This is a genomic window from Neorhizobium galegae (assembly GCF_021391675.1).
GTDB classification, from domain to species: Bacteria; Pseudomonadota; Alphaproteobacteria; order Rhizobiales; family Rhizobiaceae; genus Neorhizobium; species Neorhizobium galegae_B.
In genome coordinates this window covers 918,643-943,149 of sequence record NZ_CP090095.1, presented here as the reverse complement: position 1 = coordinate 943,149, position 24,507 = coordinate 918,643, and the positions used below count along the sequence as shown (strand labels likewise).

22 protein-coding genes are annotated in these 24,507 nt (G+C 62.9%); 8 read left to right on the top strand and 14 right to left on the bottom strand.

Annotation, left to right across the window (positions count from 1 at the left end; translation table 11 throughout):
* Window positions 1-34: 34 nt before the first annotated feature.
* Both apbC and LZK81_RS04560 read right to left on the bottom strand, forming a co-directional pair.
* Window positions 35-1,228: an iron-sulfur cluster carrier protein ApbC gene (gene apbC / locus LZK81_RS04565; RefSeq protein ID WP_233955327.1), complete on the bottom strand. Its 1,194-nt coding sequence runs from the start codon at window positions 1,226-1,228 to the stop codon at window positions 35-37.
* Window positions 1,229-1,605: 377 nt separating this feature from the next.
* Window positions 1,606-2,337, bottom strand: a complete 732-nt coding sequence (locus LZK81_RS04560) for a helix-turn-helix transcriptional regulator (protein ID WP_046611076.1) — start codon at window positions 2,335-2,337, stop codon at window positions 1,606-1,608.
* A 409-nt stretch (window positions 2,338-2,746) separates the two neighbouring features.
* Here LZK81_RS04560 and LZK81_RS04555 point away from each other — a divergent pair, with 409 nt between their 5' ends.
* The 3 genes from LZK81_RS04555 to LZK81_RS04545 all read left to right on the top strand — a co-directional run bounded on the left by LZK81_RS04555 (window position 2,747) and on the right by LZK81_RS04545 (window position 5,568).
* Entirely contained in the window at window positions 2,747-3,628 is an 882-nt protein-coding gene (locus LZK81_RS04555; protein WP_233955326.1) for an SMP-30/gluconolactonase/LRE family protein, read from the top strand.
* A 193-nt stretch (window positions 3,629-3,821) separates the two neighbouring features.
* Entirely contained in the window at window positions 3,822-4,439 is a 618-nt protein-coding gene (locus LZK81_RS04550; RefSeq protein WP_046603384.1) for a PRC-barrel domain-containing protein, read from the top strand.
* Between the two features lie 223 nt (window positions 4,440-4,662).
* Window positions 4,663-5,568, top strand: a complete 906-nt coding sequence (locus LZK81_RS04545) for a thermonuclease family protein (RefSeq protein ID WP_233955325.1) — start codon at window positions 4,663-4,665, stop codon at window positions 5,566-5,568.
* A 5-nt stretch (window positions 5,569-5,573) separates the two neighbouring features.
* Here the strand turns inward: LZK81_RS04545 and LZK81_RS04540 are convergent, their stop codons facing one another.
* Together LZK81_RS04540 and LZK81_RS04535 are read right to left on the bottom strand one after the other, a co-directional pair.
* Window positions 5,574-6,929, bottom strand: a complete 1,356-nt coding sequence (locus LZK81_RS04540) for a putative bifunctional diguanylate cyclase/phosphodiesterase (RefSeq protein WP_046603382.1) — start codon at window positions 6,927-6,929, stop codon at window positions 5,574-5,576.
* A 100-nt stretch (window positions 6,930-7,029) separates the two neighbouring features.
* Window positions 7,030-8,703 carry a response regulator gene (locus LZK81_RS04535; protein ID WP_233955324.1) on the bottom strand — a complete coding sequence of 558 codons (1,674 nt, stop codon included), beginning with the start codon at window positions 8,701-8,703 and terminating at the stop codon, window positions 7,030-7,032.
* A gap of 359 nt (window positions 8,704-9,062) precedes the next feature.
* On the opposite strand from LZK81_RS04535, the gene mutL reads away from it, so the two are divergent.
* The gene (mutL, locus tag LZK81_RS04530) at window positions 9,063-10,877 is read left to right on the top strand and encodes a DNA mismatch repair endonuclease MutL (protein ID WP_233955323.1); all 1,815 of its coding nucleotides are present in this window, start codon (window positions 9,063-9,065) and stop codon (window positions 10,875-10,877) included.
* Window positions 10,878-10,942: 65 nt separating this feature from the next.
* The gene (locus LZK81_RS04525; protein ID WP_046625015.1) at window positions 10,943-11,176 is read left to right on the top strand and encodes a DUF2093 domain-containing protein; all 234 of its coding nucleotides are present in this window, start codon (window positions 10,943-10,945) and stop codon (window positions 11,174-11,176) included.
* On the opposite strand, the gene lpxK is transcribed toward LZK81_RS04525, so the two are convergent.
* The 6 genes from lpxK to LZK81_RS04495 form a co-directional block, all read right to left on the bottom strand.
* Window positions 11,173-12,219, bottom strand: coding sequence for a tetraacyldisaccharide 4'-kinase (gene lpxK, locus LZK81_RS04520; protein ID WP_233955322.1), 1,047 nt, complete (start codon window positions 12,217-12,219; stop codon window positions 11,173-11,175). The two genes, LZK81_RS04525 and lpxK, sit on opposite strands and share 4 nt — an antisense overlap.
* A gap of 90 nt (window positions 12,220-12,309) precedes the next feature.
* Window positions 12,310-13,038, bottom strand: coding sequence for an HAD family hydrolase (locus LZK81_RS04515; RefSeq protein WP_233955320.1), 729 nt, complete (start codon window positions 13,036-13,038; stop codon window positions 12,310-12,312).
* The gene (gene waaA, locus LZK81_RS04510) at window positions 13,035-14,354 is read right to left on the bottom strand and encodes a lipid IV(A) 3-deoxy-D-manno-octulosonic acid transferase (protein WP_233955319.1); all 1,320 of its coding nucleotides are present in this window, start codon (window positions 14,352-14,354) and stop codon (window positions 13,035-13,037) included. The genes LZK81_RS04515 and waaA overlap by 4 nt, the downstream gene beginning before the upstream one ends.
* A gap of 169 nt (window positions 14,355-14,523) precedes the next feature.
* The gene (locus LZK81_RS04505; RefSeq protein ID WP_233955318.1) at window positions 14,524-14,766 is read right to left on the bottom strand and encodes a DUF4170 domain-containing protein; all 243 of its coding nucleotides are present in this window, start codon (window positions 14,764-14,766) and stop codon (window positions 14,524-14,526) included.
* A gap of 62 nt (window positions 14,767-14,828) precedes the next feature.
* Window positions 14,829-15,632: a 3'(2'),5'-bisphosphate nucleotidase CysQ gene (locus tag LZK81_RS04500; RefSeq protein WP_233955317.1), complete on the bottom strand. Its 804-nt coding sequence runs from the start codon at window positions 15,630-15,632 to the stop codon at window positions 14,829-14,831.
* 5 nt (window positions 15,633-15,637) lie between these two features.
* Window positions 15,638-16,984, bottom strand: coding sequence for a TldD/PmbA family protein (locus LZK81_RS04495; protein ID WP_233955316.1), 1,347 nt, complete (start codon window positions 16,982-16,984; stop codon window positions 15,638-15,640).
* A 104-nt stretch (window positions 16,985-17,088) separates the two neighbouring features.
* Here LZK81_RS04495 and LZK81_RS04490 point away from each other — a divergent pair, with 104 nt between their 5' ends.
* Complete coding sequence (locus LZK81_RS04490) at window positions 17,089-18,903, top strand: monovalent cation:proton antiporter-2 (CPA2) family protein (protein WP_233955315.1); 1,815 nt, start codon at window positions 17,089-17,091, stop codon at window positions 18,901-18,903.
* On the opposite strand, the gene LZK81_RS04485 is transcribed toward LZK81_RS04490, so the two are convergent.
* Complete coding sequence (locus LZK81_RS04485) at window positions 18,900-19,520, bottom strand: TetR/AcrR family transcriptional regulator (RefSeq protein WP_233955314.1); 621 nt, start codon at window positions 19,518-19,520, stop codon at window positions 18,900-18,902. The genes LZK81_RS04490 and LZK81_RS04485 overlap by 4 nt on opposite strands.
* A gap of 78 nt (window positions 19,521-19,598) precedes the next feature.
* Between LZK81_RS04485 and LZK81_RS04480 the strand changes: the two genes are divergently transcribed.
* On the top strand, window positions 19,599-20,204 hold the full coding sequence (locus LZK81_RS04480; protein ID WP_233955313.1) for an NAD(P)H-dependent oxidoreductase: 606 nt from the start codon (window positions 19,599-19,601) through the stop codon (window positions 20,202-20,204).
* Between the two features lie 12 nt (window positions 20,205-20,216).
* Here LZK81_RS04480 and LZK81_RS04475 read toward each other — a convergent pair whose 3' ends face one another.
* From LZK81_RS04475 to LZK81_RS04465, 3 genes are read right to left on the bottom strand one after another with little or no spacing between them, the layout of a single operon-like run.
* On the bottom strand, window positions 20,217-21,098 hold the full coding sequence (locus LZK81_RS04475; protein WP_037087681.1) for a patatin-like phospholipase family protein: 882 nt from the start codon (window positions 21,096-21,098) through the stop codon (window positions 20,217-20,219).
* Window positions 21,099-21,108: 10 nt separating this feature from the next.
* Window positions 21,109-21,669, bottom strand: a complete 561-nt coding sequence (rsmD, locus tag LZK81_RS04470) for a 16S rRNA (guanine(966)-N(2))-methyltransferase RsmD (RefSeq protein ID WP_046603372.1) — start codon at window positions 21,667-21,669, stop codon at window positions 21,109-21,111.
* A 6-nt stretch (window positions 21,670-21,675) separates the two neighbouring features.
* Complete coding sequence (locus tag LZK81_RS04465; RefSeq protein ID WP_233955312.1) at window positions 21,676-23,904, bottom strand: pseudouridine synthase; 2,229 nt, start codon at window positions 23,902-23,904, stop codon at window positions 21,676-21,678.
* Window positions 23,905-24,051: 147 nt separating this feature from the next.
* Here LZK81_RS04465 and LZK81_RS04460 point away from each other — a divergent pair, with 147 nt between their 5' ends.
* Complete coding sequence (locus tag LZK81_RS04460) at window positions 24,052-24,507, top strand: nucleoside deaminase (RefSeq protein ID WP_233955311.1); 456 nt, start codon at window positions 24,052-24,054, stop codon at window positions 24,505-24,507.

Below are 24,507 nucleotides of genomic sequence, written 5' to 3'. Positions count from 1 at the left end.
ATTCCAAAATGTCCAGGAAGATATATGCGGATTCCTATTCGAAAACGATTGCAGGCGCCGGTCGCGGAGTGAGGCTACCGAGCTCGGCCCAGACCTTGGCGGCAATCTCACGGTAGATCTTCGCCGACGCCCCTTCGGGATCGGAGGCGACGACGGGGGTGCCCGCATCGGACCGTTCGCGAATGTCGATCGTCAGCGGAACCTCGCCGAGGAACGGCACGCCGATCCGTTCCGCCTCGCTTCTCGCGCCACCATGACCGAAGATGTCGTAACGCTTGCCGGTATCGGGAGCGAGGAAATAGCTCATGTTCTCGACGATGCCGAGCAGCGGCACTTCGACCTTGCGGAACATGGCGATCCCCTTGCGCGCGTCGAGAAGCGCCAGGTCCTGCGGCGTCGAAACGATCACCGCGCCGGCCAGCGGCACCTGCTGGGCCATGGTGAGCTGCACGTCGCCGGTACCTGGCGGCATGTCGACGACGAGCACGTCGAGGTCTCCCCAGGCGACTTCGCGCAGCATCTGCAGCAGCGCTGACTGGACCATCGGCCCGCGCCAGATCATCGCCGTCTCCTCATCGACGAGGAAACCCATCGACATCGCCTTCAGGCCGTAATTCTCCATCGGCTTGATGATGCGGTTTTCGATCTGCTGCGGCCGGCCGGTGATATTCAGGAGACGCGGCACCGACGGCCCGTAGATATCGGCATCGAGAATGCCGACCCGCAGGCCGTTCGCCTGGAGCCCGAGCGCGAGATTGACTGCGGTCGTCGACTTGCCGACGCCGCCCTTGCCGGATGCCACCGCGATGATGGCGCCGACACCCGGCACACCAGGCTTTTCCCGCTGCTGCGGCTGGGTCGGCTGCTGTCCCGGTTGCTGACCTTGGGGCGGATGGCCGTGCGCGTGATCATGGGCGTGCCCGTGCGAATGCGAATGAGCGGCAGGCTGCGGGCGCGGCGGCGGAGCTGAACCGGCCTTGCGGTCCGCCGTCAGCGTTACCAGCGCGCCCTTGACGCCCGGCATGGCCTTGACGGTGCGTTCCGCTGCCACGCGCAAAGGCTCCAGTTCGTTCGCCCGCGCTGCCGGGACGGTAATCGAGAAATAGACCTTGTTGTCGGAGATGAAGACGTCCGAGACCATGCCGCGCGAGACGATATCGCCTTCCAGGTCCGGCCCGCGCACCTTGGCGAGAACCACTAGCACTTCCTCTTTCGTCACGTCGGCCATGATTTCAAAACTCCCGAATGCCTGATGCGATACCGATCCCTCAAAACGGGATGCCGCGTTTGCAGATATATAGGAGTTCGGCATTGCCAGGGGCAAGCAAGATAAACCGCCGTTCGATCGGCAGCCATGTGGCGCACTGATCGAACGGCAGCTTTTCTTGTCACGCCTCTTGGGGCGCTTGCAGTCCCCTCTGGACCTGCCCCTACAGAAGCACGAAACATGCCAGACGGGAAGATACTTCCTATTGATGAGCTTTTTCAACCACTTCTGGCAAAAAGCCCTGCTGCGGCGCAACATCTCTTGATGGAAGCGGCGTTTCGTGACCGGTCAATGCTTGAGCAGTGGTGAAATTTTGTGCGCCGCAGCATTCAATTTGGTTACTTGATCAAACCGATTCTAAGCGCCTTGGCGACCGCCTGGGTGCGGTTGACCGTATCCAGCTTCTTGGCCGCGCGGTTCAGGTAGTGATTGACCGTATGTTCGGAGAGGCCGAGGATTTCCGCGATTTCCGCGCTGGTCTTGCCGGCGGCCGTCCAGTTGAGGCAGTCGGTCTCGCGGTCGGTCAGCACGTCCGTGGTGCGCACATCGAGGTTGCGAATCTCCGCCAGGCGCTCGAAGACGTGGATTGAGACGTACATCAACTCCATCATCTGCTGGTGCGTGAACAGCTGACCATCGCCTGAGAAAGAAACGGCGCCGCGGCTGCCGGACATGTCATGGACCGGGAAGTAAGCGCCACGGACGAGACCGAACCTCCCGAACATGGCGCGGACCGCCGGTCCTTGCCGCTCGGGCGGCACCGTATCGAGATCGAAGGTGAACGGGATCGTTGAGACGCGCAGCCGCCGAAGTACGGGGCTGGTCTGCATCATGCCTTCGCGGTCGAAAAGAGACATCAGTTCCGCCGGCCAGTTGGTAATGACCGTGTTGTTGGACAGTTCGAGCGACGTGGCGTGGGGCAGGTTGAGAACCATGAACGTGCGGCAGCCATAATGCTCGGTTACCCGCTTCATGAACCGGAACACGTCGAACTGTGTCTTGAGATCAGCGATTTCTCCGACACTTCCGCCAAAGACACGAGCTTCTTCTGCTTTCTCGGTATTGGCCATCATCTGCTTCTCTGTCCGCCGGGTGGCGTCGAGCGATTCCTGGTATTTCCCATACATCCGCCCAATCCGGTCCTTTATATTCGCATTGCCCGCCTCCCACACGTGGGACGGAAAAGGCTCTCCGGATTTGCCCGGATAGCTCCCGCCGAACGTGCCTGCGTCGTGGAGGCTGCTATTTCAGATTTCAATTAGATGCTAAATTTGTGGCTATTATCAATTCCGAATAATGACGACCATTATCAACTTTCGACAATGATGACATCTAATCGGATTTGCAAACCTTTGCATGCCCCCAGCCGCTTGTCAGGAGATAATTGTTGGGGATCAAATCCCCTATGCCGCGAGTTTGCCGACTCTCTCCCGTCGATGATACTAATCGATCACCTCGGTATGCAATTGGAGATTTCACATGGCGACCACACACGCTTTCGAAGGCCGTGTCCTTTCCTCCTCCCTGTGCGAACTCGGAGAAGGCCCATCCTTGGAATCGGAAACGGAGACGCTCTGGTGGTTCGACATTCTCGGCAAGGGATTGCACGAATTGCATCTGCCGACCGGGCGGGAGATCGTTCATGCGTTGCCGGTGATGGCCAGCGCGCTTGCCTCGATCGACGCCGCCCGACAGATGATCGCGAGCGACAAGGGGATGTTCATCCGTGATCGCGCGACCGGCGCGCTATCTCCCTATCTCGAACTGGAGCCGGAAAAGCCGGGCAACCGTTCGAACGACGGCAGGGTACATCCCTCCGGCAGCCTCTGGATCGGAACGATGGGACGAAAAGCCGAGGACGGTGCCGGCGCTATCTATCATGTTCGCCAGGGCGAGGTGACCAAGCTTTTCGACCGCATCAGCATCCCAAACTCGATCTGCTTCTCGCCGGACGGGGCGATCGGTTATTATACGGACACACGCGTTAACCGGCTGATGCGCGTATCCCTCGACCCGGCTACAGGCTTGCCAAACGGCGAAGCCGAGTTCCTGGTCGACGAGAACGGCAGGCCGGGCGGCATCGACGGGTCGATCTGCGCCAGCGACGGGACGATCTGGAACGCCCGCTGGGGCGAGGGTGCCATCGATCATTACTCGGCTGACGGCCAGCATCTGTCGCGTCACCTGGTGCCGGCAAAACAGACCACCTGCCCCGCCTTCATCGGCAAGGACCGGTTGGCCGTGACTTCGGCGCGGGAGGGACTGGACGAGGCCGCTCGCGCTGCCGACCCCTTTGCCGGCTCGCTGTTCGAAATCGCCGTTTCGATCCAATGCGATCCTGAGCCAGCCTATCGCCTATAAAGGGCAGAAAGGCCGCACTAACAAGCAAAGCGCGAAAAAGTTCCAGCCGAAACGCCTAAAATTTCAGCAATCTCGGCCGGAACCAATCCGTCCTCATAACATTTTCCTCTCGAACCAGCGCGGTCGGAAAGCTCCATAGCGGAGGGGCCGCGTGTTCAAAGATAGTTTTGAGCAGAGGAAGGTAGGTTTCGTTATGAAGAAGACCCTTAGCACCATGGCAGCCGTTGTTCTTTTGGCGTCCACCGCCATTGCACCGGCATTTGCCCAGACCCAGCCGACGCCGCCGGCCGCCCCGGCTCCGGCAACCCCTGCCGCTCCGACGGATCCGGCTGCAAAACCGGCTGACACCGCCGCAACGCCGGCTCCGAAGACCGGCACCGACACGGCCGCCGCTTCCGGCAGCTACCTCACCGAGCAGGCTGAAAACCAGATCAGCGCCAACGACTATATCGGCAAGTCGGTCTACAACGCAGAAGACAAGAGCATCGGCGACGTCAACGACCTGATTCTCGAAGAAAACGGTGGCATCGTTGCAGCCGTGGTCGGCGTTGGCGGCTTCCTCGGCATCGGTGAGAAGGAAATCGCTCTGCCGATGGACAAGATCACGATGACGCGTGATGCGGACAGCAACAACGAAGTCCGTCTGACAACCACGGAAACGGCAGAAGCCCTTCAGGCCGCTCCGGAATTCAAGACCTTGGCAGACAAGCAGGCAGAAACCGACCGGACGACCACGTCCTCCACCGGCACCTCGATGCCTGCAGGCGGCGCCACCAACCCGTCGACGACACCGGCTGCCCCGAGCAAATAAGCGCTCGATCAGTCAAGGGTCCGGAACGGGTGACACGTCGTCACCACGAAACGGGGCGGTACCGCAGGTGCCGCCCCTTTTTGCGTTGAAAATAAGCTGCTGGAATGCCGAATGACTACCGCGCCTCCCGCAATAGCAATTGCGATCCAACCCAGCGAGGAAGGATTTACATCCGGTTGTGTCGCAACTAATAATGCACGCCTACGGAAGCGAGGGGTTCAACATGCCATTCTTCGTCATTACCGGTAAATTTCATTGCGTGAACTATTCTCCAGACGGAGACACGGTTCGATTCGCCCCGAACGACCTGTCGGAGCTGACCCTTCTCCAGGGCGTGCCGGCCAAGGTGAATGCTCGCGGGCATACGAGCGTGCGCGTCGAGGCTATCGATGCTCTGGAGACGCATTATGGCGGCCGCCACCAGCCGCTGGCGCTGGCGAACGAGGCGCGTACCGCGCTCCTTGCGTTTCTCGGCATAAGCGACGTTATTTGGGACAGCAATCAATCAAGCGTGCTCTCGGCCAAGGATGGCATCGACGGCTATATCCTCGCTCGGGCTACCGATAAATTCGGGCGCATCATCGCCTTTCTCTTCCCGGGTGCCCCCTCCAGTCCTAGCGGCTCCGAGGTGTTCGTTCGACCCGCCATGCTCGACGCAAGCCTCAACCGGTTCATGCTGTCGGAAGGGCTGGCTTTCCCCACCTATTACCAAACGCTTTTCGGCGAATTGCGCACGGCGCTGACCCAGACAGTCCAGCAAGCCCGCGCCGCCAACCGGGGAGTATACGCGGTCGACCGCACCAACACCCTATCGACCATCGAGAATATCGGATCCCTGACGGAAACGCTCGTGGTGATGCCGAAACTCTTTCGTCGCGCGTCAGACTACGTTGCCGAGGCCGGAACGATCAGAGGCTTCAAGGCCGCATTGGAGCTCAACGAGGAACCCGTTCTCGACCTCGTCGACCTCAACTACACGCATTTCGATACGTTCATCGAGGAAGTCGGCGACCAGATACGTCTGACGCGCAAGCCGGAGGACCTGGTATTCGACCCGATGCCGGAACGGCCGGGCGGGGAATTCAGGGCGATGGTCAACGACATGGAGCCCACTCTCCAGGAGGGGTGATCGCTTCAAGCCCGTTCGATGGTCATGAAGTCGCGGTAGTGTTCCTGGAGGTAGCGCAGGGTGAAAGCGCTGTCAGCCGGTCTGCCGTAATAATAGCCCTGTCCCATCGCGCAGCCGAGCTCGTTGAGTTTGTCTGCGTCGGCCTTTTCCTCGATGCCTTCAGCGACCACGGCCAGGTTGAGGCCGTCGCACATGGCGATGATCGCCTTGACGATGTGTTCCGACGCGCGGTCCGTGGTGATGCGCGAGACGAACGCGCGGTCGATTTTCACCTTGTCGAAGGTGAAGTCCCGCAACCGCCCGAGGCTCGACTGGCCGGTGCCGAAATCGTCGAGCGAGATGCGCACGCCCTGCTGGCGCAGGTCGGTGATGATGCGCTGCGCCGTATCGGCCGAAGTCATCACCGCCGTTTCGGTAATTTCCAGCTCCAGACGATGAGGATCGAGGCCGACGCGTGCGAGAGTCGCGAGGATGGTCTCGGTCGTGCCGGGGTCCATCAGCTGCGCTGAAGAGAGGTTGAAGGAGAGGAAAAGCTCGCGCGGCCAGGAGAGTGCGGCCTCCGCAGCCTTGTGCAGTAACGTTTCAGAAAGCGCGTCAATAAAACCGCGCTCTTCGGCAAGGGGCACAAAAACCGCGGGTGAGACGAAGCCGAGATCGGCATCGATCCAGCGCGCCAGGGCCTCGAAACCGACCACGCCGCCATCGCTGATGCGCACGATCGGCTGAAAGTGGACGTCCACGGCATCGGCGATGATGGCGTTGCGAAGCGCCTGTTCCAGCTGTGTCGCCCGCTTCATCTCCTGGGCGATCTCGCGGGAATAGACGGTGATCTGTCCGCGGCCGCGACGTTTCGAGCGGTAGAGCGCGGTTTCGGCGCTTTTCAGCAACTCCTCGAAATCCGCGCCGGCGAAGGGATAGATCGCGAAGCCGAAGGAGGCCGACAGGCGGACATTGCGGTCGCCAAGATCGTAGGGGGCGGACAGGACGTCCTTGATCATCTGCCCGATACGTTCGGCACCGATGCGCTCGAAGACCAGGGGCAGGATGAAGGCAAACTCGTCGCCGTCATGACGGGTAACGGTCGCGCCGTCCGGAATGCAGGCTTTCAGGCGATGAGCGACCTGGCAGAGGATCTCGTCGCCCGCTTCGGCGCCGAACAGATCGTTGATCGGCTTGAAGCCGTCAAGATTGGCAATGCAGATGGTAAAGGGTGCAGGATCCTGGGCCCGCTCGGCAGCCAGCAGGCGCACCTTGTCGCGCAGGCGGTATCGATTTCCAAGACCCGTCAGGGCGTCACTGTAGGCCATTGCCTGCAGTTCATTCTGGCTGACCTGCGGCAATGGGTTTCCCGCCGACTTCATGAATAATCCCGTTGCGCTTCACAGACCGGCGCAGGATGCGGGAAAAAGATTAAAAAATGATGGCCCGAGCTTAACTTACATGAACGGATTGATTAATCGGTTAAGCATACGACTGCTTTGCGGATATGCCGAGAAACGTCTGGAAGACGGTCTCCAGCGCCTCGGGGCTGATCGGCTTGAGTATCACCTCGTTCATGCCGGAGGCGAAACATTGGTCGCGGTCGCGTTCGAAGGCCTGGGGAAGAACGCCGATGATCGGAATGGAGTTGTCGACCGTCTCCAGGTTCCGGATGCGCACGCTCGCATCGAACCCACTGAGCTTTGGAAGGGTGATATCCATCAGGATCAGCCGCGGCGACCGCTCCTGCCAGAGCCGGACCGCTTCTTCGCCATCGGCGGCGATCGCATAACGATAACCCAAACCCTCGAGGATCTGCGAAAAGACGATCTGGTTCACCTCGTTGTCTTCGGCAACCAGGATGTCGATGCCGGCCCTTTCTCCGGCCTGCGAGGCAATCCAGGTGTCTTCGTCGCGCGCGGTCTCGTTTGCGGCAGGCTGGCTGAACTGGCGAGCGACGCCGGCAGCCAGGTCCCGCTTCACCCGGACCCCGTTGATTGCCAAGGCGGGAATGCGGTGTCGCTGGACGATTTCGAGGCAAGCCTTGTCCGCCAGCGTGTCGACGACGACGAGATCGATTGCGATGCCGGCTTCCTTTGCCAGCTGCAGGAAGAGTTCCAGTTCCTCACCGTCTGACACCGAAGAGGTGTCGAATCCCAGGTCGTCGAGAATTTCCAGCGCCTCGGCGCTCGTCCTCGGATCGGAAGAGGCGACAAGAACCTTGCGGTTGGAGAGATGGGTCGTGTCGGACGCAGCAACCGCCTTCGCCGATACGTCGAGCTCCTGCCGGGCCAGCGAAGTGGTGACCAAGCCGCCCCGGCTCATGCGCGGCTTGATCTGCTCGCCGTCTTCATCGGTCGAGACCAGCCCGGTAATGTCTTCCATGGCGGTGACCAGGTAATAACGGCCGGGTTTTCCGATACGGTATTTGTTGGCAATGATGACCACCTGCGAACCGTCCGGCCGCGTTACCAGTTCGGACATCTGCTGGGGTTCGCCAAGATCGAGAACCCCGCGATTGACGCGGTCGAGGCGTTGTTCCACCTGCGGCGGGTGGATATCGGATCCCTTGTGACCGAGAATCGCTTCGGGCGGCAGATCGAGGAAACTTGCAGCCATCTTGTTGACGGCGACGAAGGTCAGGCTGCTGTCCTTGACGGTAATCGGGAACGGCAGGTTGTCGAGCACCTCTTCGGTGATCTGCACCCGTTCCATGTCGGCGCGCCACTGTTCCTCGCGCTTCTTGTGATCCGAGATATCCCTGACGATGCAGACGCCGTAACCGGACGACAGGCGGCGCTTGGTGAAGCTCACCCAGCGGTCGGTGCCGCGGCGTTCCTGCGACTCGGCCCGCTCCTTCCAGAGTGTGGCGATCTGTTCGGCAACCCAGTCCTCACGGCTCAGCATCCGGCGCGGACCGGAAGCATCGGTCAGGAAGCGTCCGCCGCCATCGTAGACGGCCCCGAGGAAATCCCGAAGGCGTGTGCCGGGCGTCAGAAAGCTCTTCGGAACCGGCAGGAGGGTCAGCAATTGCTGGCTCGCAAAGACGATCAGGTCATTCTTGTCATAGACAAATACGCCGCCCGAAATGCCCTCGGAAATCACTTCGAGCATGACAGCTTGAATGTTTGCGTCCGCCGACGCCAAATCATTCATAGGATGGAACTCCCCGTATGCTTTTTCGGACCGGACAAAGGCCGGGCCGTAATGCCGATATTCGCCTCTCGGCGTTATTCCTTCTAGTTTTCGTCTTGTCGGCGTGGGAACATGCTGGCTCCAAGTCCTCAACGTGTGATCAGGGCTCGCATGACGGTGCCCAGCTGGCCGCCATCCCGGTCACTCGCGGGAAGCTGCGCCTCCCCGGTTTCATCCAAATTTAATACGGAACAAATTATCGGCTTTATCTTAAAGCCGGATTAATGAACGGCCGTGCATCAACCTTAAAGTTCATTTCAATCGGTTGGAAAGGTGCGATCCGGGCTTTCCTTCCGGCGCCGAATCCGGGAAAATGGCGCATGTCCGTCAAACAGTTGCCCGAGACCCTGATCAACCAGATCGCTGCCGGCGAAGTCATCGAAAGGCCCGCCAGCGCCGCGAAGGAACTGATCGAAAACGCCATCGATGCCGGCGCGACCCGCATCGAGATCGCCACCGCCGGCGGCGGCAAAAGCCTGATCCGCATTACCGACAACGGTTCCGGCATGGATGCGGCCGATCTCGATCTTGCCGTGCGGCGGCACTGCACATCGAAAATATCCGAGACGCTCGACGACATCCGCACGCTCGGCTTCCGCGGCGAGGCCCTGCCCTCGATCGGTTCGGTGGCGAAGCTCACCATCACCAGCCGCCGCAACGGTCATTCGGAAGGATCGCAGGTGGCAGTGATCGGCGGCAAGATGTCCGGCGTGAAGCCGGCGCCGGCCAATACCGGCACGGTCGTCGAGGTGCGCGACATCTTCTTCGCGACGCCGGCGCGGCTGAAATTCCTGAAGACCGAGAAGGCCGAGGCCGGCGCGATCACCGAAGTGGTCAAGCGCATGGCGATTGCCTTCCCGCATATCCGCTTCGTGCTGTCGGGTTCCGACCGCACGACGCTCGAATTCCCGGCGACCGGCGACGACCATCTTTCCCGCATGGCGCAGATTCTCGGTGCCGATTTCCGCGACAATGCGATCGAGATCGATGCGATGCGGGAAGATGTCGGGCTTTCAGGCTTCGTCGGCGTACCGACCTTTCACCGTGGAAACTCGGCGCATCAATATGCCTTCGTGAACGGACGGCCGGTGCAGGACAAGCTGATCCTGTCCGCCCTGCGCGGAGCCTATGCGGAAAGCGTTCCCTCCGGCCGCTACCCCGTGGCGGTCCTGTCGATCAGGATCGATCCGGCGCTGGTGGACGTCAACGTGCATCCGGCCAAGTCCGACGTGCGGTTCCGCGATCCCGGCCTGGTGCGAGGCCTCATCGTCGGGGCAATCCGCGAGGCGCTGCGCCGCGAGGGCGACCGGGCGGCGACGACCGGAACGTCAGGCATGATGCGCGCCTTTCGGCCCGGCTTCCAACCGGCTCATGCCGCCCCGCGCACCCCTTGGGCGGCCGCGGCCTCGCCGTTCAGGCCGCTCCATCCGCAACCTGCCAACGACTTTGCCGAACCGGTGCAATCCGGTTTCGACGTGCTGACCATGCCGGCCGCACGTGCCGATACGTCGATCGCGGAACCCGCTCCGAGGACGGCTGCCGAAGAGACACCGCGCTATCGCCTGGGTGCCGCCCGCGCGCAGGTTCACGAAAACTATATCGTGGCCCAGACCGAAGACGGGCTGGTCATCGTCGACCAGCACGCCGCCCATGAACGGCTGGTGTTCGAGGCCATGCGCAAGGCGCTCGACAACAAGCGGCTGGCGAGCCAGGTCCTCCTGATCCCGGAGATCATCGACCTTCCGGAAGAGGATTGCGACCGGCTGATGGCGAACGCGACGGAACTCGACCGGCTGGGCCTGGCGATCGAACGTTTCGGTCCGGGCGCTGTCGCGGTGCGCGAGACGCCCGCCATGCTCGGCGAAGTCGACGCGGCCTCGATGGTCCGCGATCTGGCCGACGAGATCGCCGAATGGAACACCGCCGGGGGCCTGCGCGGCAAGCTGGAATATGTCGCCGCCACCATGGCCTGCCACGGATCGGTGCGTTCCGGCCGACGGCTGAGGCCGGAGGAGATGAACGCGCTTCTGCGGGAAATGGAAGCCACGCCCGGCTCCGGTACCTGCAACCATGGCCGGCCGACCTATATCGAACTCAAGCTTTCCGACATCGAGCGGCTCTTCGGCCGAAGCTGAAAAAGCTGGCAATTCAGCGACAATCGAGGTAGAGCAGGCCCATGTTTTTCCGCAGGAGACGACAGATGAACCGGTTCGAGGGAAGCGGGTTCCGCGAAGCGAAGATCCGGTATCTCGACGGCGATTACCAGATTCTGACCGCCGGCTCCTATGTGATATGCGCCATGACGGGGGCACAGATTCCGATCGACGAATTGCGGTACTGGAGCGTCGCCCGGCAGGAGCCCTATGTCGATTGCGCCTCCTCGCTGGAAGCCGACAAGCGCGCCGGCATGCTGCCCAATCAGACCCGTGGCTAAACCTTCGCGGCGTTTCCTTCCCTGATACGCCGCTCTCGGAAATTGGCGATCGCCGTATCGATGATCTTGGCCGGTGCCTGCGGATCGTCGAACGCCATGTCGACCTCGACCACGCTTACCTTTTCCGCCAGTTCCTCCATGCGTCCGTGATGGCCCTGCAGCCGCACCGCATCCTTGGCGGTGGTGACAAGCGTCAGTTTGTCCTTGGAGGCATCATCCAGAAGGTCCGAGATCTCGTCCTCGGTGAAATAGTGATGGTCGGGGAAGTCACGTTTTTCCATGACCAGCCCGCCGATCTGCTTGACGGTCCGATAGAATTTTTCAGGATCGGCGATGCCGGCGAAGGCAAACAACGCCTTGCCGGCGATGTCGCGATTTTCGCGCGGCTTCAGCGCCGCGACATAGATCTGCTTGCCGGCGCGGGCAGCCTGGCGCACCAGCTGGTCGGCCGCCTCGCCGTTGCCGACCTTGAGGATCGCCGAGAGCTGACGCATCTGCTCGGATATCGGCGCCCTCACCGGCCCGCCCGGCACGAGATGGCCGTTGCCGATGCCGCGCACCGTGTCGATAACGACGAGGGCGAAATCCAGCGCCAGGCGGGCACTCTGGAAACCGTCGTCCATGATGATCAGGTCGGCGCCTTCGGCAACCAGTCGATGAGCCCCCTCGACGCGGGTGCGGGAAATCACCGTCAGCGTCTCGCGGCAGAGCAGCAGCGCCTCGTCGCCGACTGCCTCGGCCCGGTGGTGTTCGGGATCGACCACGGTCGTGACGTCAAGCGAACCGCCGTAACCGCGGCTGAGGAAACCTGGCTTCAGGCCCTTTTCTTTCGCCGCTCGGGCAAGGGTGATGGCGGTCGGGGTCTTGCCGGCGCCGCCGACCGTGAAATTGCCGACGCAGATGACCGGCACGGGAATGCTGGCGCGCCTGGCTTTGGCCATACGGCGGCCGGCGATACGGCCATAAAGAAACGAAACGGGGGCAAGGCCCCAGGCACGCCAATCCGCTTTCGTCCACCAGAATGGCGGTGCTTCCGATACCATACCCAAACTCCGGCTGATCCGTCCTGAAACAGCCCGCGAACAAAATGGCAGTTTTGGAAAAAAGGCAAGTCTTTGAAACCAAAGCCTGGTTCAGGCGCGAAGCTTTTCCGGCAGAAGGTCCATAAGCGCGGTGATATCGGCAAGGCAGATATCCGCCGATGCCGACAGCGTTTCGCGGGAGCCGGTGCCGGTCAGCACCGCGACCTTCAGGCCGACGCCCGCGCTCGCACCCATATGCATGTCGTGATTGTTGTCGCCGACCATGGCGATTTCGGCGGGATCGAGCCCGGTGGCGCGGCAGAAGCCGAGCACCATGCCGGGCTCCGGCTTCACGCCATGACCGCTGTCGTAGCCGGCGATGAAATCGACATGATCGATAATGCCGAAGCGGATGGCGGTCTGGCGGATCGCCTGCTCGTTGTCGCTGGAGGCGATGCCGAGCTTGAAGCCGCGCGCCTTGAGCTTGGCAAACAGGGCCGCCAGATCAGTGACGGCCACGGAAAATTCCGCCGAGCGGATGAAGAGGTCGTCGAGCAGCCGGGTGAGCTCACCCACCTCGAGCGGCGAACCGGCGGCGACAAAGCCCGCGGCGATCTCGGCGGCGTTGCCGGCGGCCAGCAGGCTGTCCGGCCGGGTGTGGCCGGATACCGGATCCATGCCGCCGGAAAACAGAAGCTGCGGTTCGAGTTCGGCGTTGCCGGCGGAAGCGATGCGAGCAGCCTCGCGGTTCACCGGTCCCCAACTTTCGTCATAGAGCAGCAACGTGCCGTCCTTGTCGAACAGGATACCGGCGATGTGTGCGAGCTTTTCCGGGGTCATCGAACGGCGGCGGCTTTCGGCTGCAGCCTGGCGCTCACCGTCAGCGGGTTGACATAGGGCTCCAGCGCCTTGATCGTCTTCGACAGCGCACCGCGCATCTCGTCCATCGCGTCATGGCCGGAATCGATCATTTTCACGCGGGCGAGATCGTTGATCATCAGGTAATGGACCGCCTTTGCCAGCATCTCCACATCCTTGACGATGCGAGCGCCGCCCTTGCGCACCAGATGCTGGTAGGCGTCGCGGAAATTCTGGACATGCGGGCCGGAAAGCACGGCGCAGCCGAGCATGGCCGGCTCCAGCGGGTTCTGCCCACCCTCGTTCGTCAGCGACCTGCCGACGAAGGCGATTTCGGTCAAACGCAGGTAAAGCCCCATTTCGCCGATGGAATCGCCGAGGAAGACGTCGGTCTCCGGTGTCACAACGTCGTTGCGCGAGCGGCGTGCCACGGTCAGGCCCATTTCCTTCAGCATCTCTTCGACCGCGTCGGCGCGATCGGGATGGCGCGGCACGAGAATGGTCAGCTGGCCGTTCTTCGGTTTCAGCGCCTTGTGGACGGTCGCCGCCGCCTTTTCCTCGCCGTCGAAAGTCGAGATTGCAGCCCAGGTCCGGCGGCTGCCGATTTCCTTGCGGTAACGCGCCAGCACTGCCTCGTCGCAGGGCGGCGGATCGGTATCGCTCTTCAGGTTGCCGGATGCGATGACAGGCCAGGCGCCGAGATCGCGGAAGCGCTCGGCATCCAGATCCGACTGAGCGACCACCAGAGCCATCTTGCCGAAGATGGCTTCGGCGATCGAGCTCCGGTTGCGCCAGCGATCGAAGGACCGGTCGGAGATGCGGGCATTGACGCGGATCTGCGGAATGCGACGGCGGGCGAGTTCGGCGATGGTGGTCGGCCAGATTTCGGATTCCGCCGTGATGCAGGCATCCGGCTTCCAGTAGGCGATGAAGCGCTTGATCGGAAATTTCAGGTCGAGCGGCACGTATTGGTGGATCACCTCGTCAGCCAGCCGCGATCGGACGAGATTTGCGGAGGTGACGGTGCCTGTCGTCAGAAGGATGTGGATCTCACGGCGCCGCAGTTCGCGGATCATCGGCATGATGGCGATGGTTTCCCCGACGCTTGCCGCATGTACCCAAATGAGCGGGCCACGGGGGCGGGCAAGGCTTGCATAACCGAGCCGTTCAAGCTTGCGGGTCCTGTCTTCCTTACCCTTCATGGCGCGATAGGCAAGGTAAGGGCCGACCAGCGGATAAAGGGAAATACCGGCCACCCGGTAACCAACAAGAGCCAGGCGCGCAGAAATTTTGCTCACCGCGTTTGCCCCCGATGCGTGATGGCCGCCATCAATATGATAGACCCTCCGATTGCTCATCCGTAACCCAGTTTTTTGTGTTTTACAAATGCGTCAAAAAAGGGTCCCCGGGATCGATACCAGGCGAGGGACCAGCATTGCGAGCACATTGTAATACGCGAGGCTTATCTCAAGCCGACTTAGTATCAGGATCGAGCAGACGGTGCATATGGACGATGAAATACCGCATATGGGCGTTGTCGACCGTCTGCTGCGCCTTGCCCCGCCAGGCGATCAGCGCGGTCGCATAGTCCGGATAGATGCCGACGATATCAAGCGCCGAAAGGTCCTTGAATTGGAGGCCTTCCAGGCTCTGCAGTTCGCCACCGAAGACCAGGTGCAGAAGTTGTTTCTTTTCGCCCGTTTCCGTCATTGTCCGATATCCGTCCGTTCCAGCTCCCCCGGTCTTTCCTGTGCTGCATTCCTCATGAAAGGTCAACCCGGTGCCAGGCCGGCAAGCTGGGGCAAAAGGCTGCGGAGCGCATGTTCGGCCCCGGCGGCCAACATTTCGTGGATGACACTCTCGCGGTTATAGACGAGCCGGTTGCCGGCAAGATCGATAAGGCGGCCGCCCGCCCGTTCGAGGATAAGGTCGGCGGCCGCCAGATCCCAGTCGTGGGAAGCGCGCTTGACGACCGTGCCATCGATGCTGCCGTCGGCGATCATGGCGAGCCTGTAGGCAAGCGATGGTACATGCAGCACCCGGCGGACTTCGTCGCGAAAATCCGGCTCGAATTTCTTGACGAGGTTCTCGTCGGCCGCGATAACCAGTTCGCCATTGCTGCGGCCGGCGGTGACCGAAATCGGCCGGCCGTTCTTCAGCGCCGGCCCATCCTTCATCGCGGAAAACTCCTCGTCGAGCGCCGGCGCGACCAGGACGCCGGCGACCGGCTGGCCGCGATGTACGACGGCGACCGAGACGCACCAGGTCTTCTCGCCGTTGATGAAGGCGCGGGTGCCGTCGATCGGATCGACGACGAAGAGCGTTTCGCGGCCAAGCCGGGCAACGTCGTCGTCGGTCTCCTCGGAGAGCCAGCCGTAATCCGGCCGGGCCGTCAGGAGCAGGCTCTGCAGCCGGTCGTTGGCGGCGAAGTCGGCGGCGCTGACCGGCGACCTGCCCTCGTTCTTCCACCAGACTTCCGGCGAGCGGCCGAAAAATCCGTGGGCGATGTCGCCGGCCTGACGCGCCGCGTCGAGAATGAGTTCGAGATCCTGGCCCCAGGCTTCAGCAACCGTCATCGGGATCAGCGTCCCGCCAGCGTCATGCCCTCGATGGCGATGGTCGGGGAGGCGACGCCGAACTTTCGGTCGATGTCGTTGGCCGGCGTCAGGCGCATGAACATGTCCTTGAGGTTGGAGGCGATCGTCACTTCCGAAACAGGATAGGCGAGTTCGCCATTCTCGATCCAGAAGCCGGTCGCGCCGCGCGAGTATTCGCCGGTGATCATGTTGACACCCTGGCCGATCAGTTCGGTGATGTAGAAACCGTTGCCGATCGACTTGATCAGGTCTTCGGGCGAGATGTCGCCGGGCTCCAGCGCCAGATTGGTGGAGGCAGGCGAGACGGCCGTGCCGCCGCGCACGCCACGGCCGTTGGTGGCAAGCCCCAGTTCGCGCGCGGTCGAGGTCGACAGGAACCAGTGGTTCAGGACGCCGTCCTCGATCATCACCATGCGTTCCCCGGACACGCCCTCGCCATCGAAGGGACGCGAGGAGGAGCCACGCACGATCAGCGGATCGTCGGTGATGCTGAGCCCGGCCTTCAGCACCTGCTGGCCCATCTTGTCCCGCAGGAAGCTGGTCTTGCGGGCGACGGACGCGCCGTTGATGGCGCCGGCAATGTGGCCGACGAAACCACGGGCGATGCGCGGATCGAAGACGACGGTGACGTTGCTGCCGGTATCGACCTGGCGGGGATTGACGCGTTTCACGGTCCGCTCGCCGGCACGGTGGCCGATCAGCTTCGGATCGTCGAGATCGGCGGCATAAAGGCGGCTGTCGAAATCGTAGTCGCGCTCCATCCTGGTGCCCTCGCCGGCAATGACGCTGACGGAGCGGCCGAAACGGGATGCCATATAGCTGCCGGAAAAGCCGTGGGAGGTGACGAGCACGAGGCCGCCCATGCCGGACGATGCGCCGGAACCGGAGGAATTGGTGACGCCCTCGACGTCGAGCGCCGCCTGCTCCATTTCGAGCGCCGCTTCGCGCAATGCATCGGTTGGCACATCGGTCGGGTCGTAAAGCTCGAGATCCGGATAGGATCTGGCGAGATCGGCTTCGTCCGCAAGGCAGGCGAAAGGATCTTCGGGAGAGACCTTGGCCATGGCGACGGCGCGCTCGGCAAGCACCTTCATGTCGAAGCCGGGATTGGCCGAGACGCTGGCGACCTGCCGGCCGACGAAGACGCGAAGCGAGAAGTCGTCGCTTTCGGACGCTTCCGTGCCCTCGACCTTGCCGAGACGGACGCTGACGGAGCGGGACCGGGAGCGAACCACGACCGCATCCGCCTGATCCGCTCCCGCGGCCTTGGCTAGATCGATCAGTTGGCTGGCGCGGGAAAGCAGTTCGGCGGAATCGATTTCAGAGGTCATGATTGCAAGCCTTTCATTCTCGTCCCATTTATTGTGCACTGTCAGAAGCATCAAGGGCGGCTCGCCGATTCTTGATTTCCCACCTTAGACTGAAAGCATCCTTCATGACCGCTCCCGACTCGCTATTTTCCCAAATGCTTCTCCTGCTTGCCGGCGCGGTGATCGCCGCCCCGGTGTTCAGGAAGCTGGGACTCGGCACGGTGCTCGGTTATCTTGCCGCCGGAGTGGTCATCGGACCGATCATGCAGCAGATCGTCGAGACAGAAGAAGTGCTGCATTTCGCGGAATTCGGCATCGTTTTCCTGCTGTTCATCATCGGGCTCGAACTGAAGCCTTCGCGTCTCTGGCAGATGCGCGGCGACGTCTTCGGCCTCGGGCCGGCACAGGTAGTGATCTCGGGATTGGTGCTGACCGGATTGGCGTATCTGACCAACATGGCGGACTGGCGCGGCAGCCTGATCGTCGGTTTCGGCCTTGCATTGTCCTCGACGGCGTTTGCCCTGCAGATCCTCAACGACGATGGCGAGATGAACAGCCGACACGGCCAGCGATCGTTTTCGGTGCTGCTGTTCCAGGATCTCGCCATCGTGCCGCTGCTGGCACTGATCACCATCCTGGCGCCTGGAACCACGGAGACGGAAGCCTCGCCGCTTCTGGATTTTGCAATCGCGGTCGGAGCGGTCGGCGCCATGGTGATTGCCGGCCGCTATCTTTTGACGCCGATGTTCCAGATCATTGCCCGCACCGGTGCGCGAGAGGTGATGATCGCCGCCGCCCTGCTGGTGGTGCTGGGATCGGCGGCGGCGATGCAGGCGGTCGGCCTGTCGATGGCTATGGGCGCCTTCCTGTCCGGCGTGATGCTGGCCGAGTCTTCCTACCGGCACGAGCTGGAAGCGGATATCGAACCCTTCCGCGGCCTGCTTCTGGCGCTGTTCTTCATGGCTGTCGGCCTGTCGCTGGAAGTCCATGTCATCCTCGACAACATCTTCTTCATCCTGCCCGCGGTGCCGATCTTCATGGCGCTCAAGGCGCTGATCGTCTACGGGCTCTCCCGGCTGTGGGGTTCGCCGCACAACGATGCGGTGCGCATCGCGTTCCTGCTGCCGCAGGGCGGCGAATTCGGCTTCGTGCTGTTCACCACGGCAACGGCCAGCGGCCTGTTCTCGTCGGCCACCGCCTCGCTGCTGATCGCCGCCGTGACGCTGTCGATGGCGCTCACGCCGTTCGGTGCGGCACTTTCCAAACGGCTCCTCCACGGCGAGAGCCGCGAGGAACTGGAGGAGGATTTCGACGGTGCCGGGGCAGACGTGCTGATGATCGGGTTTTCGCGTTTCGGCCAGATCGCCGCTCAGATCCTGCTCGCCGGCGGCCGCGAGGTGACCGTCATCGACGATTCCGCCGACCGCATCCGCCAGGCCGCCTCCTTCGGTTTCCGTATCTATTTCGGCGACGGGACGCGTCGGGACGTGCTGATCGCGTCGGGCATCGAAAAGGCGAAGATCGTCGCCGTCACCACCCAGAAACGCGAGACGACCGACCAGATCGTCGATCTCATCCGCTCGCAGTTTCCGGACGTACGCCTCTATGTCCGCTCCTACGACCGTATCCATGCGCTGTCGCTGCGGGATCGGAACGTCGAATACGAGCTGCGCGAGACCCTGGAATCCGGCCTGCTGTTCGGAAAAAAGACGCTGGAAGCGCTCGGCATGAGCGAGAACGAGGCCGACGATATCCGCGACGACATCCGCCAGCGCGACGAGGAGCGGCTGCAGATCCAGGCCGTACAGGGGCTCGGCGCCGGCCGCGAGATGCTGTTCAACAGCCCGGTCCGGCCGGAACCGTTGATCAAGCCGAAGCGGTCGATGGTGGTGGACGCCGGCGAACTGAGCGCGGAACCAGCGACGGCAGAGAACGGCTAGGGCCGGCCGGCGCTCCCTCTTGCGACCATCGCGACGATCGTCTCGAAAAGCTCGGCCTTGGCCTCTGCCGCCGTGATGTCGCCGCTCGCGGCGGCGTTCGACAGCGCCTCGGCTGCACCGAGCATGGCCCAGAGCCCGGGCGACGCTATGTGACCGGCCTCTGCGAACGGGAGAAGCGCAAGCCGGCATTTTTCCATGAAAATGGCCTCGTATTCGTGCTTGATCCGTTCAAGCTCGGGAGAACTCTCCAGGGCGGCAATTACGCCCGGTATCTCCCGGCCCTGCGACAGAACACAATCCACATAGGAGGAGGCGACGACCGCAGCCCGGTCGGCGAGCGTCGGCCCGCTCGACTGCAGGGCAGCGTCCATGACGGACGTCTGGCGGCTGTCGAAATCCTGATAAAGCGCTGCCAGGAGAACCGGCCGGGTGCTGAAATGATCGTAGACAACGGGCTTTGCGACGCCCGCCTGCTCCGCCAGCCGGGGAAGCGTCAGGGCATCCGTACCTTCTTCCCGGACGATGCGCCACGCAACCTCCATCAACTGCAGGCGCCTTCCCTCTCGCGAGAGGCGCTGCCGGAGACGCGCCGGTTCATTCATTTCATTGCTTGACATGACTATATACCAAAAGTAACTTACTAAAAGTATATAACCACTGCCCGTGAGTTTCAATCTGCCAGCAGGAGTTTCGCCATGCACGCGCTGATCGTCGTTTCGCATCCCGAACCCGGATCCCTCACCCATAACGTCGCCGCCCACCTCGCCGAGGGCGTCACCATGTCGGGCGGCTCTTTTGAAATTGCCGACCTTGCGGCCGAGGGCTTCGACCCCAGGTTTACGCAGGCGGATCTGGCGGCGCATCGCAGGGAGGCACCACCCTCGGCGGATGTCACGGCCGAACAGGCGAGAATCGACCGCGCCGATGCGCTGGTGCTCGTCTATCCCGTCTACTGGTGGTCGATGCCGGGGCTCTTGAAGGGATGGATCGATCGCGCCTTCGCAAACGGCTGGGCCTATGACGACGTGGAAGGCGCCAAGGTGGTGAAGAAACTTCGCCACCTTCCCATCCACCTGGTCGCGATCGGCGGCGCCGACATGCGGACTTATGCGCGGCACGGTTATTTCGGCGCGATGAGGACGCAGATCGATCATGGGATATTCGATTATTGCGGCGCGCCGGTCATGGCATCCGAGCTTCTCCTGGAAGAGGAGCTGGATAGACCCGATTTCCCATCGGAAATCGCACGCAGGATCGGCCGCAATGTTTTCAGCGCGCTCCGGAAAACCGAGGCCGCATAGCTGGCCAAAACTTCAGGCTTCGGCTGCCGCCGCATGCAGCGCGTCGATGGCGCGCTTGAGTTCATCCTTGACGTGCTCGGATTCGTCGAGGATGTCGCGGGCCTTCAGGAAGTCCAGCACCCGGAAACGGTTGACCGACGGCCGAAGGAAGATCTGGGGTGGATTGAGCTTCAGCTTGAGCGCGATGCTTGCCTGCATGGTCAGCTGGCTCGCGCCGAACAGGCTGTCGATGCGATTGGGCGCATGGGTGCCGTCGCCTTCCGGCGCACCGACCACGTCGACGCCGATCACCACATCGGCAACGTCCATCAGCTGCTCATAAGGGACGGGATTGAAGACGCCGCCATCGATCATCACCCGCCCGTTCACCCGGACCGGCATGAACAGGCCGGGAATGGCGGCAGACGCCGCGATCGCGGTGCGCAACTCACCCTGTTCGAGGATCACCTCCGCCTGGCCGTAATAATCGGTAGCCGAAATCTTCATCGGAATTTCGAGATCGGCGAAATCCTCCGGCACCTGCGGCGGCAGGAAGGCATCGAGGATGAGTTCGAGATTGAACTGGCCGAAGCGGAAACCGCCGAGCTTGTCGCGCATGGTCGCCGGGCCGAGACCCCAGAGCTTGTTCAAGAGGGTGCCGCGGTGGCCCACCGTCTCCAGCGCGTATTCGCGGATCTCGCGTCCGGTCATGCCCGACGCCATGCCGGCACCGATGATCGCGCCGATCGACGAGCCGGAAATCGCCACGGGCCGTATGCCGAGCTCGTCGAGCGCCTCGATGACCTGGATATGCGAGAGGCCGCGCGCGCCGCCGCCGCCGAGAGCGACCGCAAACGTCAAGCCGCCCTTGGCTCTGACGGCTTCGAGATCGGGAACTGCAAGCCTCGTATTCATTCCTCTGACCTCAGGCCGGCTGGTAGCGGAAAAAGTCCATGCGGGTATCGCCGAACGTCCGGCTCTCCAAAAACTTGAAGACCGCATCCACGGCAGGATTGATGTCGGCCCGCTCCTCCAGAATGGCAAGGGCTCCGGGTGCGAGCCAGCCGCCGGCATGGGCCGAAAGCATGGCGCCCTCGCCGAGCCCCTGGCCATAGGGCGGGTCGGCGAACAGGAAATGAAACGGCTCGATATTGTTGGCAATCCCGAGCTTGGTGGCATCACGGCGCAGGATGCGCGCCCGGCCATGCAGGCCGAGGCTGTCGATATTCTCCCACAACAGGCCCCTGCCCTCGACGCCGTTCTCGACGAAGAGCGCACTCTTGCAGCCGCGCGACAACGCCTCCAGCCCAACCGCGCCGGTGCCGGCGAAAAGGTCGATCACCCGGCCGCCATCCAGTGCCTGCGGATAGACGTGGCCGATGATGTTGAACAGGCTTTCGCGCGTCCGGTCGATGGTCGGCCGGATGTCGCTTGTTTTGGGCGTGGCCAGAGACCGGCCGCGAAATTCACCACCGACGATCCGCACTGCGCGTTACCCTCTCGGCGTGCGCGGCTTGCCGCCGGCCGGGCGTCCGCCCGAGGCGGGCCGGCCACCAGGCTTGCCCCCGGGCTTGCCACCGGCACCCGCCGGTTTTCCGCGGCCGCCGGAAGGCTTTCCGCCAAAGCTCTTGCCGCCGCCCGGCTTTGCGCCGAAGGGCTTGCCGCCTGGCTTTCCACCACGCGGCCGGTCGCCGGCGGGCCGATCACCTGTGGGACGGTCACCTGCGGGACGATCACCACGCGGCGGCCGATCCGAGAACGGCCGGTCGCTGCGCGGACGCTCGGCGCGGCCCTCGCCTGCGGAGAAGGATCGTGCGGGACGCTCTCCATCCTCGCGCGGCTTGCGGTCGCCGAACGACCGTTCACCCCTGGGCTTGTCACCGAAGGAGCGCTCGCCCCTCGGCTTATCGCCGAACGGACGGTCACCACGAGGCGGACGGTCACCGGAAGGACGCTCGCCGCGCGGGCGCTCGGAGCGGCCTTCGCCGAAGGCGCGTGCAGGGCGATCACCATCGGCGCGTGGCTTGCGGTCAGCAAACGGGCGGTCGCCTCTGGGCTTGTCGCCGAATGGGCGGTCGCCGCGGGGCGGGCGGTCACCAAAAGCGCGCTCGCCGCGTGGACGTTCCGAGCGGGCATCGCCCGAAAAGGACTTGGTCCGCGGACGGTCGCCGCCTTCGCGCGGCTTGCGGTCACCACGGGGTTTATCGCCGAAAGAACGTTCGCCCCTCGGCTTGTCGCCGACGGGACGATCGCCGCGGTCCGGCCGATCGCCAAAGGACTTCTTGCGGCCGAAATCTGCCTTTTCCGGCTTGTCAGGCCCGTCGGCACGGATCCAGTCGTGGTCCTCTTCGGCGCGGTTGACGATAACCGGCCGGTCGTTCTGCGGCGCGGGCTTCTTGAAAAGCTGCTCGGCCTCGGCACGGGCGGAGGATTTGCGCGTCTTGCTTTCGGTGGTCGGGCGGGCGCCCGGCGCCATCCAGACATTGGCGGTGCGGCTGGTGCCCATCGGCGGACGCTTCTTCGGCCGGTCGTCCTCGTCCTCAGCGCGACTGCCGAACGGCTTTGCACCGCGCGGCTTGTCGGCGAACTTGCGGTCGTCGCGCTTGGTTTCCAAACGGCCGAGCGCCTTTTCACGCCGGTCCTCCGGCTTGCCGGCGCGCGGACGCTCGCTCCTCTCGGGCCTTGCCGCCCATTCTGAGCGCTCGGCACGGGCGGGCTTCTCTTCCTCGTCAGCGGCGGTCTCGGTATAGATCGGCGCGTCGAAATTGGCCTTCGATTCCTCGATCAGGCGCGGGCCGAGCTGGTCGCGCAGCATGCGGCCCCGCACTTCCACTACCTCGCCTTCCGGCAGGTCCCCGAGCTGGAACGGTCCGTAGGAAATGCGGATCAGGCGGTTGACCTCGAGGCCGAGCGCGCCGAGCACGTTCTTGATCTCGCGGTTCTTGCCTTCGCGTAGGCCCATGGTGATCCAGACATTGCTGCCCTGGGTGCGGTCCAGCGTCGCGTCGATCGAGCCGTAGAGCACGCCTTCGACGGCGATGCCCTCCTTCAGCTTGTCCAGTTCCTCCTGCTTGATCTCGCCATGGGCACGTACGCGGTAACGGCGCAGCCAGCCGGTGGTCGGCAGTTCCAGCACGCGCGACAAGCCGCCATCGTTGGTCAGCAGCAGCAGGCCTTCGGTATTGATGTCGAGGCGGCCGATGGAGAGCACCCGCGGCAGGCCTTCGGGCAGGTTGTCGAAGACGGTCGCGCGGCCTTCCGGATCGGAATTGGTGGTCACCAGACCGGCCGGCTTGTGGTAGAGCCAGAGGCGGGTGCGCTCGATGCCGCGGATCGGCATGCCATCGACTTCGATCTTGTCGGACAGCGTCACGTTGACGACCGGGGTATCGAGGACCTTGCCGTTCAGGCTGACCCGGCCTTCCATGATCATCCGCTCGATATCGCGGCGCGACGCGACGCCGACGCGTGCAAGGATCTTGGAGATGCGCTCGGGCTTGCCCTCGGCCTCCATGGTTTCCGGTGCCGGCGGCAGCTTGCGGACGGGCTTTGCCGCCTTTTCAGCGCCGCTCTTGGCCGCGGAGCTCTTCCTGGGCGCAAGGCCTTCCTTGGCGGAAAAGCCCGCCTTGCCGTCAGCGCCGGCCTTCGGAGCGGCTCTCGGTTTGGTTTCGCGAACGAAAGTCTTGCCTTCGCCGCGCTTCGGCTTGTCTTTGGAATTCATTTGTTGTTTGCCTGAAGCGTGATGTCTACGGAGCGATCCGGACATTCTTGTTCGTGTTGACTGAGATGGATTCGTGCCCGCAGCCGGGCGTCCAGTTGGATGCTTCCTACCAGTTCGCGCGATCCGGGTTAAGAGGAAATCGCCGAAATGCCTAATACCGATGGGTTCATGAATGCTGCCCTTGCGGAAGCCAAAGACGCGGCCGCCCGCGGCGAGGTTCCGATCGGCGCCGTTCTGGTCGTCGACGGCATTATCGTCGCCCGCTCCGGAAACCGGACCCGCGCCGAAAACGACGTTACCGCCCATGCCGAAATCGCCGTCATCCGGGATGCCGCGGCCGCCCTTGGACAGGAGCGGCTGTCAGGTGCCGACCTTTACGTGACGCTCGAACCCTGCACCATGTGCGCGGCGGCGATCTCGTTTGCGCGCATCCGGCGGCTCTATTACGGCGCGGAGGACCCGAAGGGCGGAGCGGTGGACAACGGTGTGCGCTTCTTTGCCCAGCCGACCTGCCATCATGCGCCGGAAGTCTATTCCGGCCTCGGCGAAAGCGAGGCCGCGATCCTGCTCACCGGCTTCTTCAGATCGAAAAGAGAGAGCTAA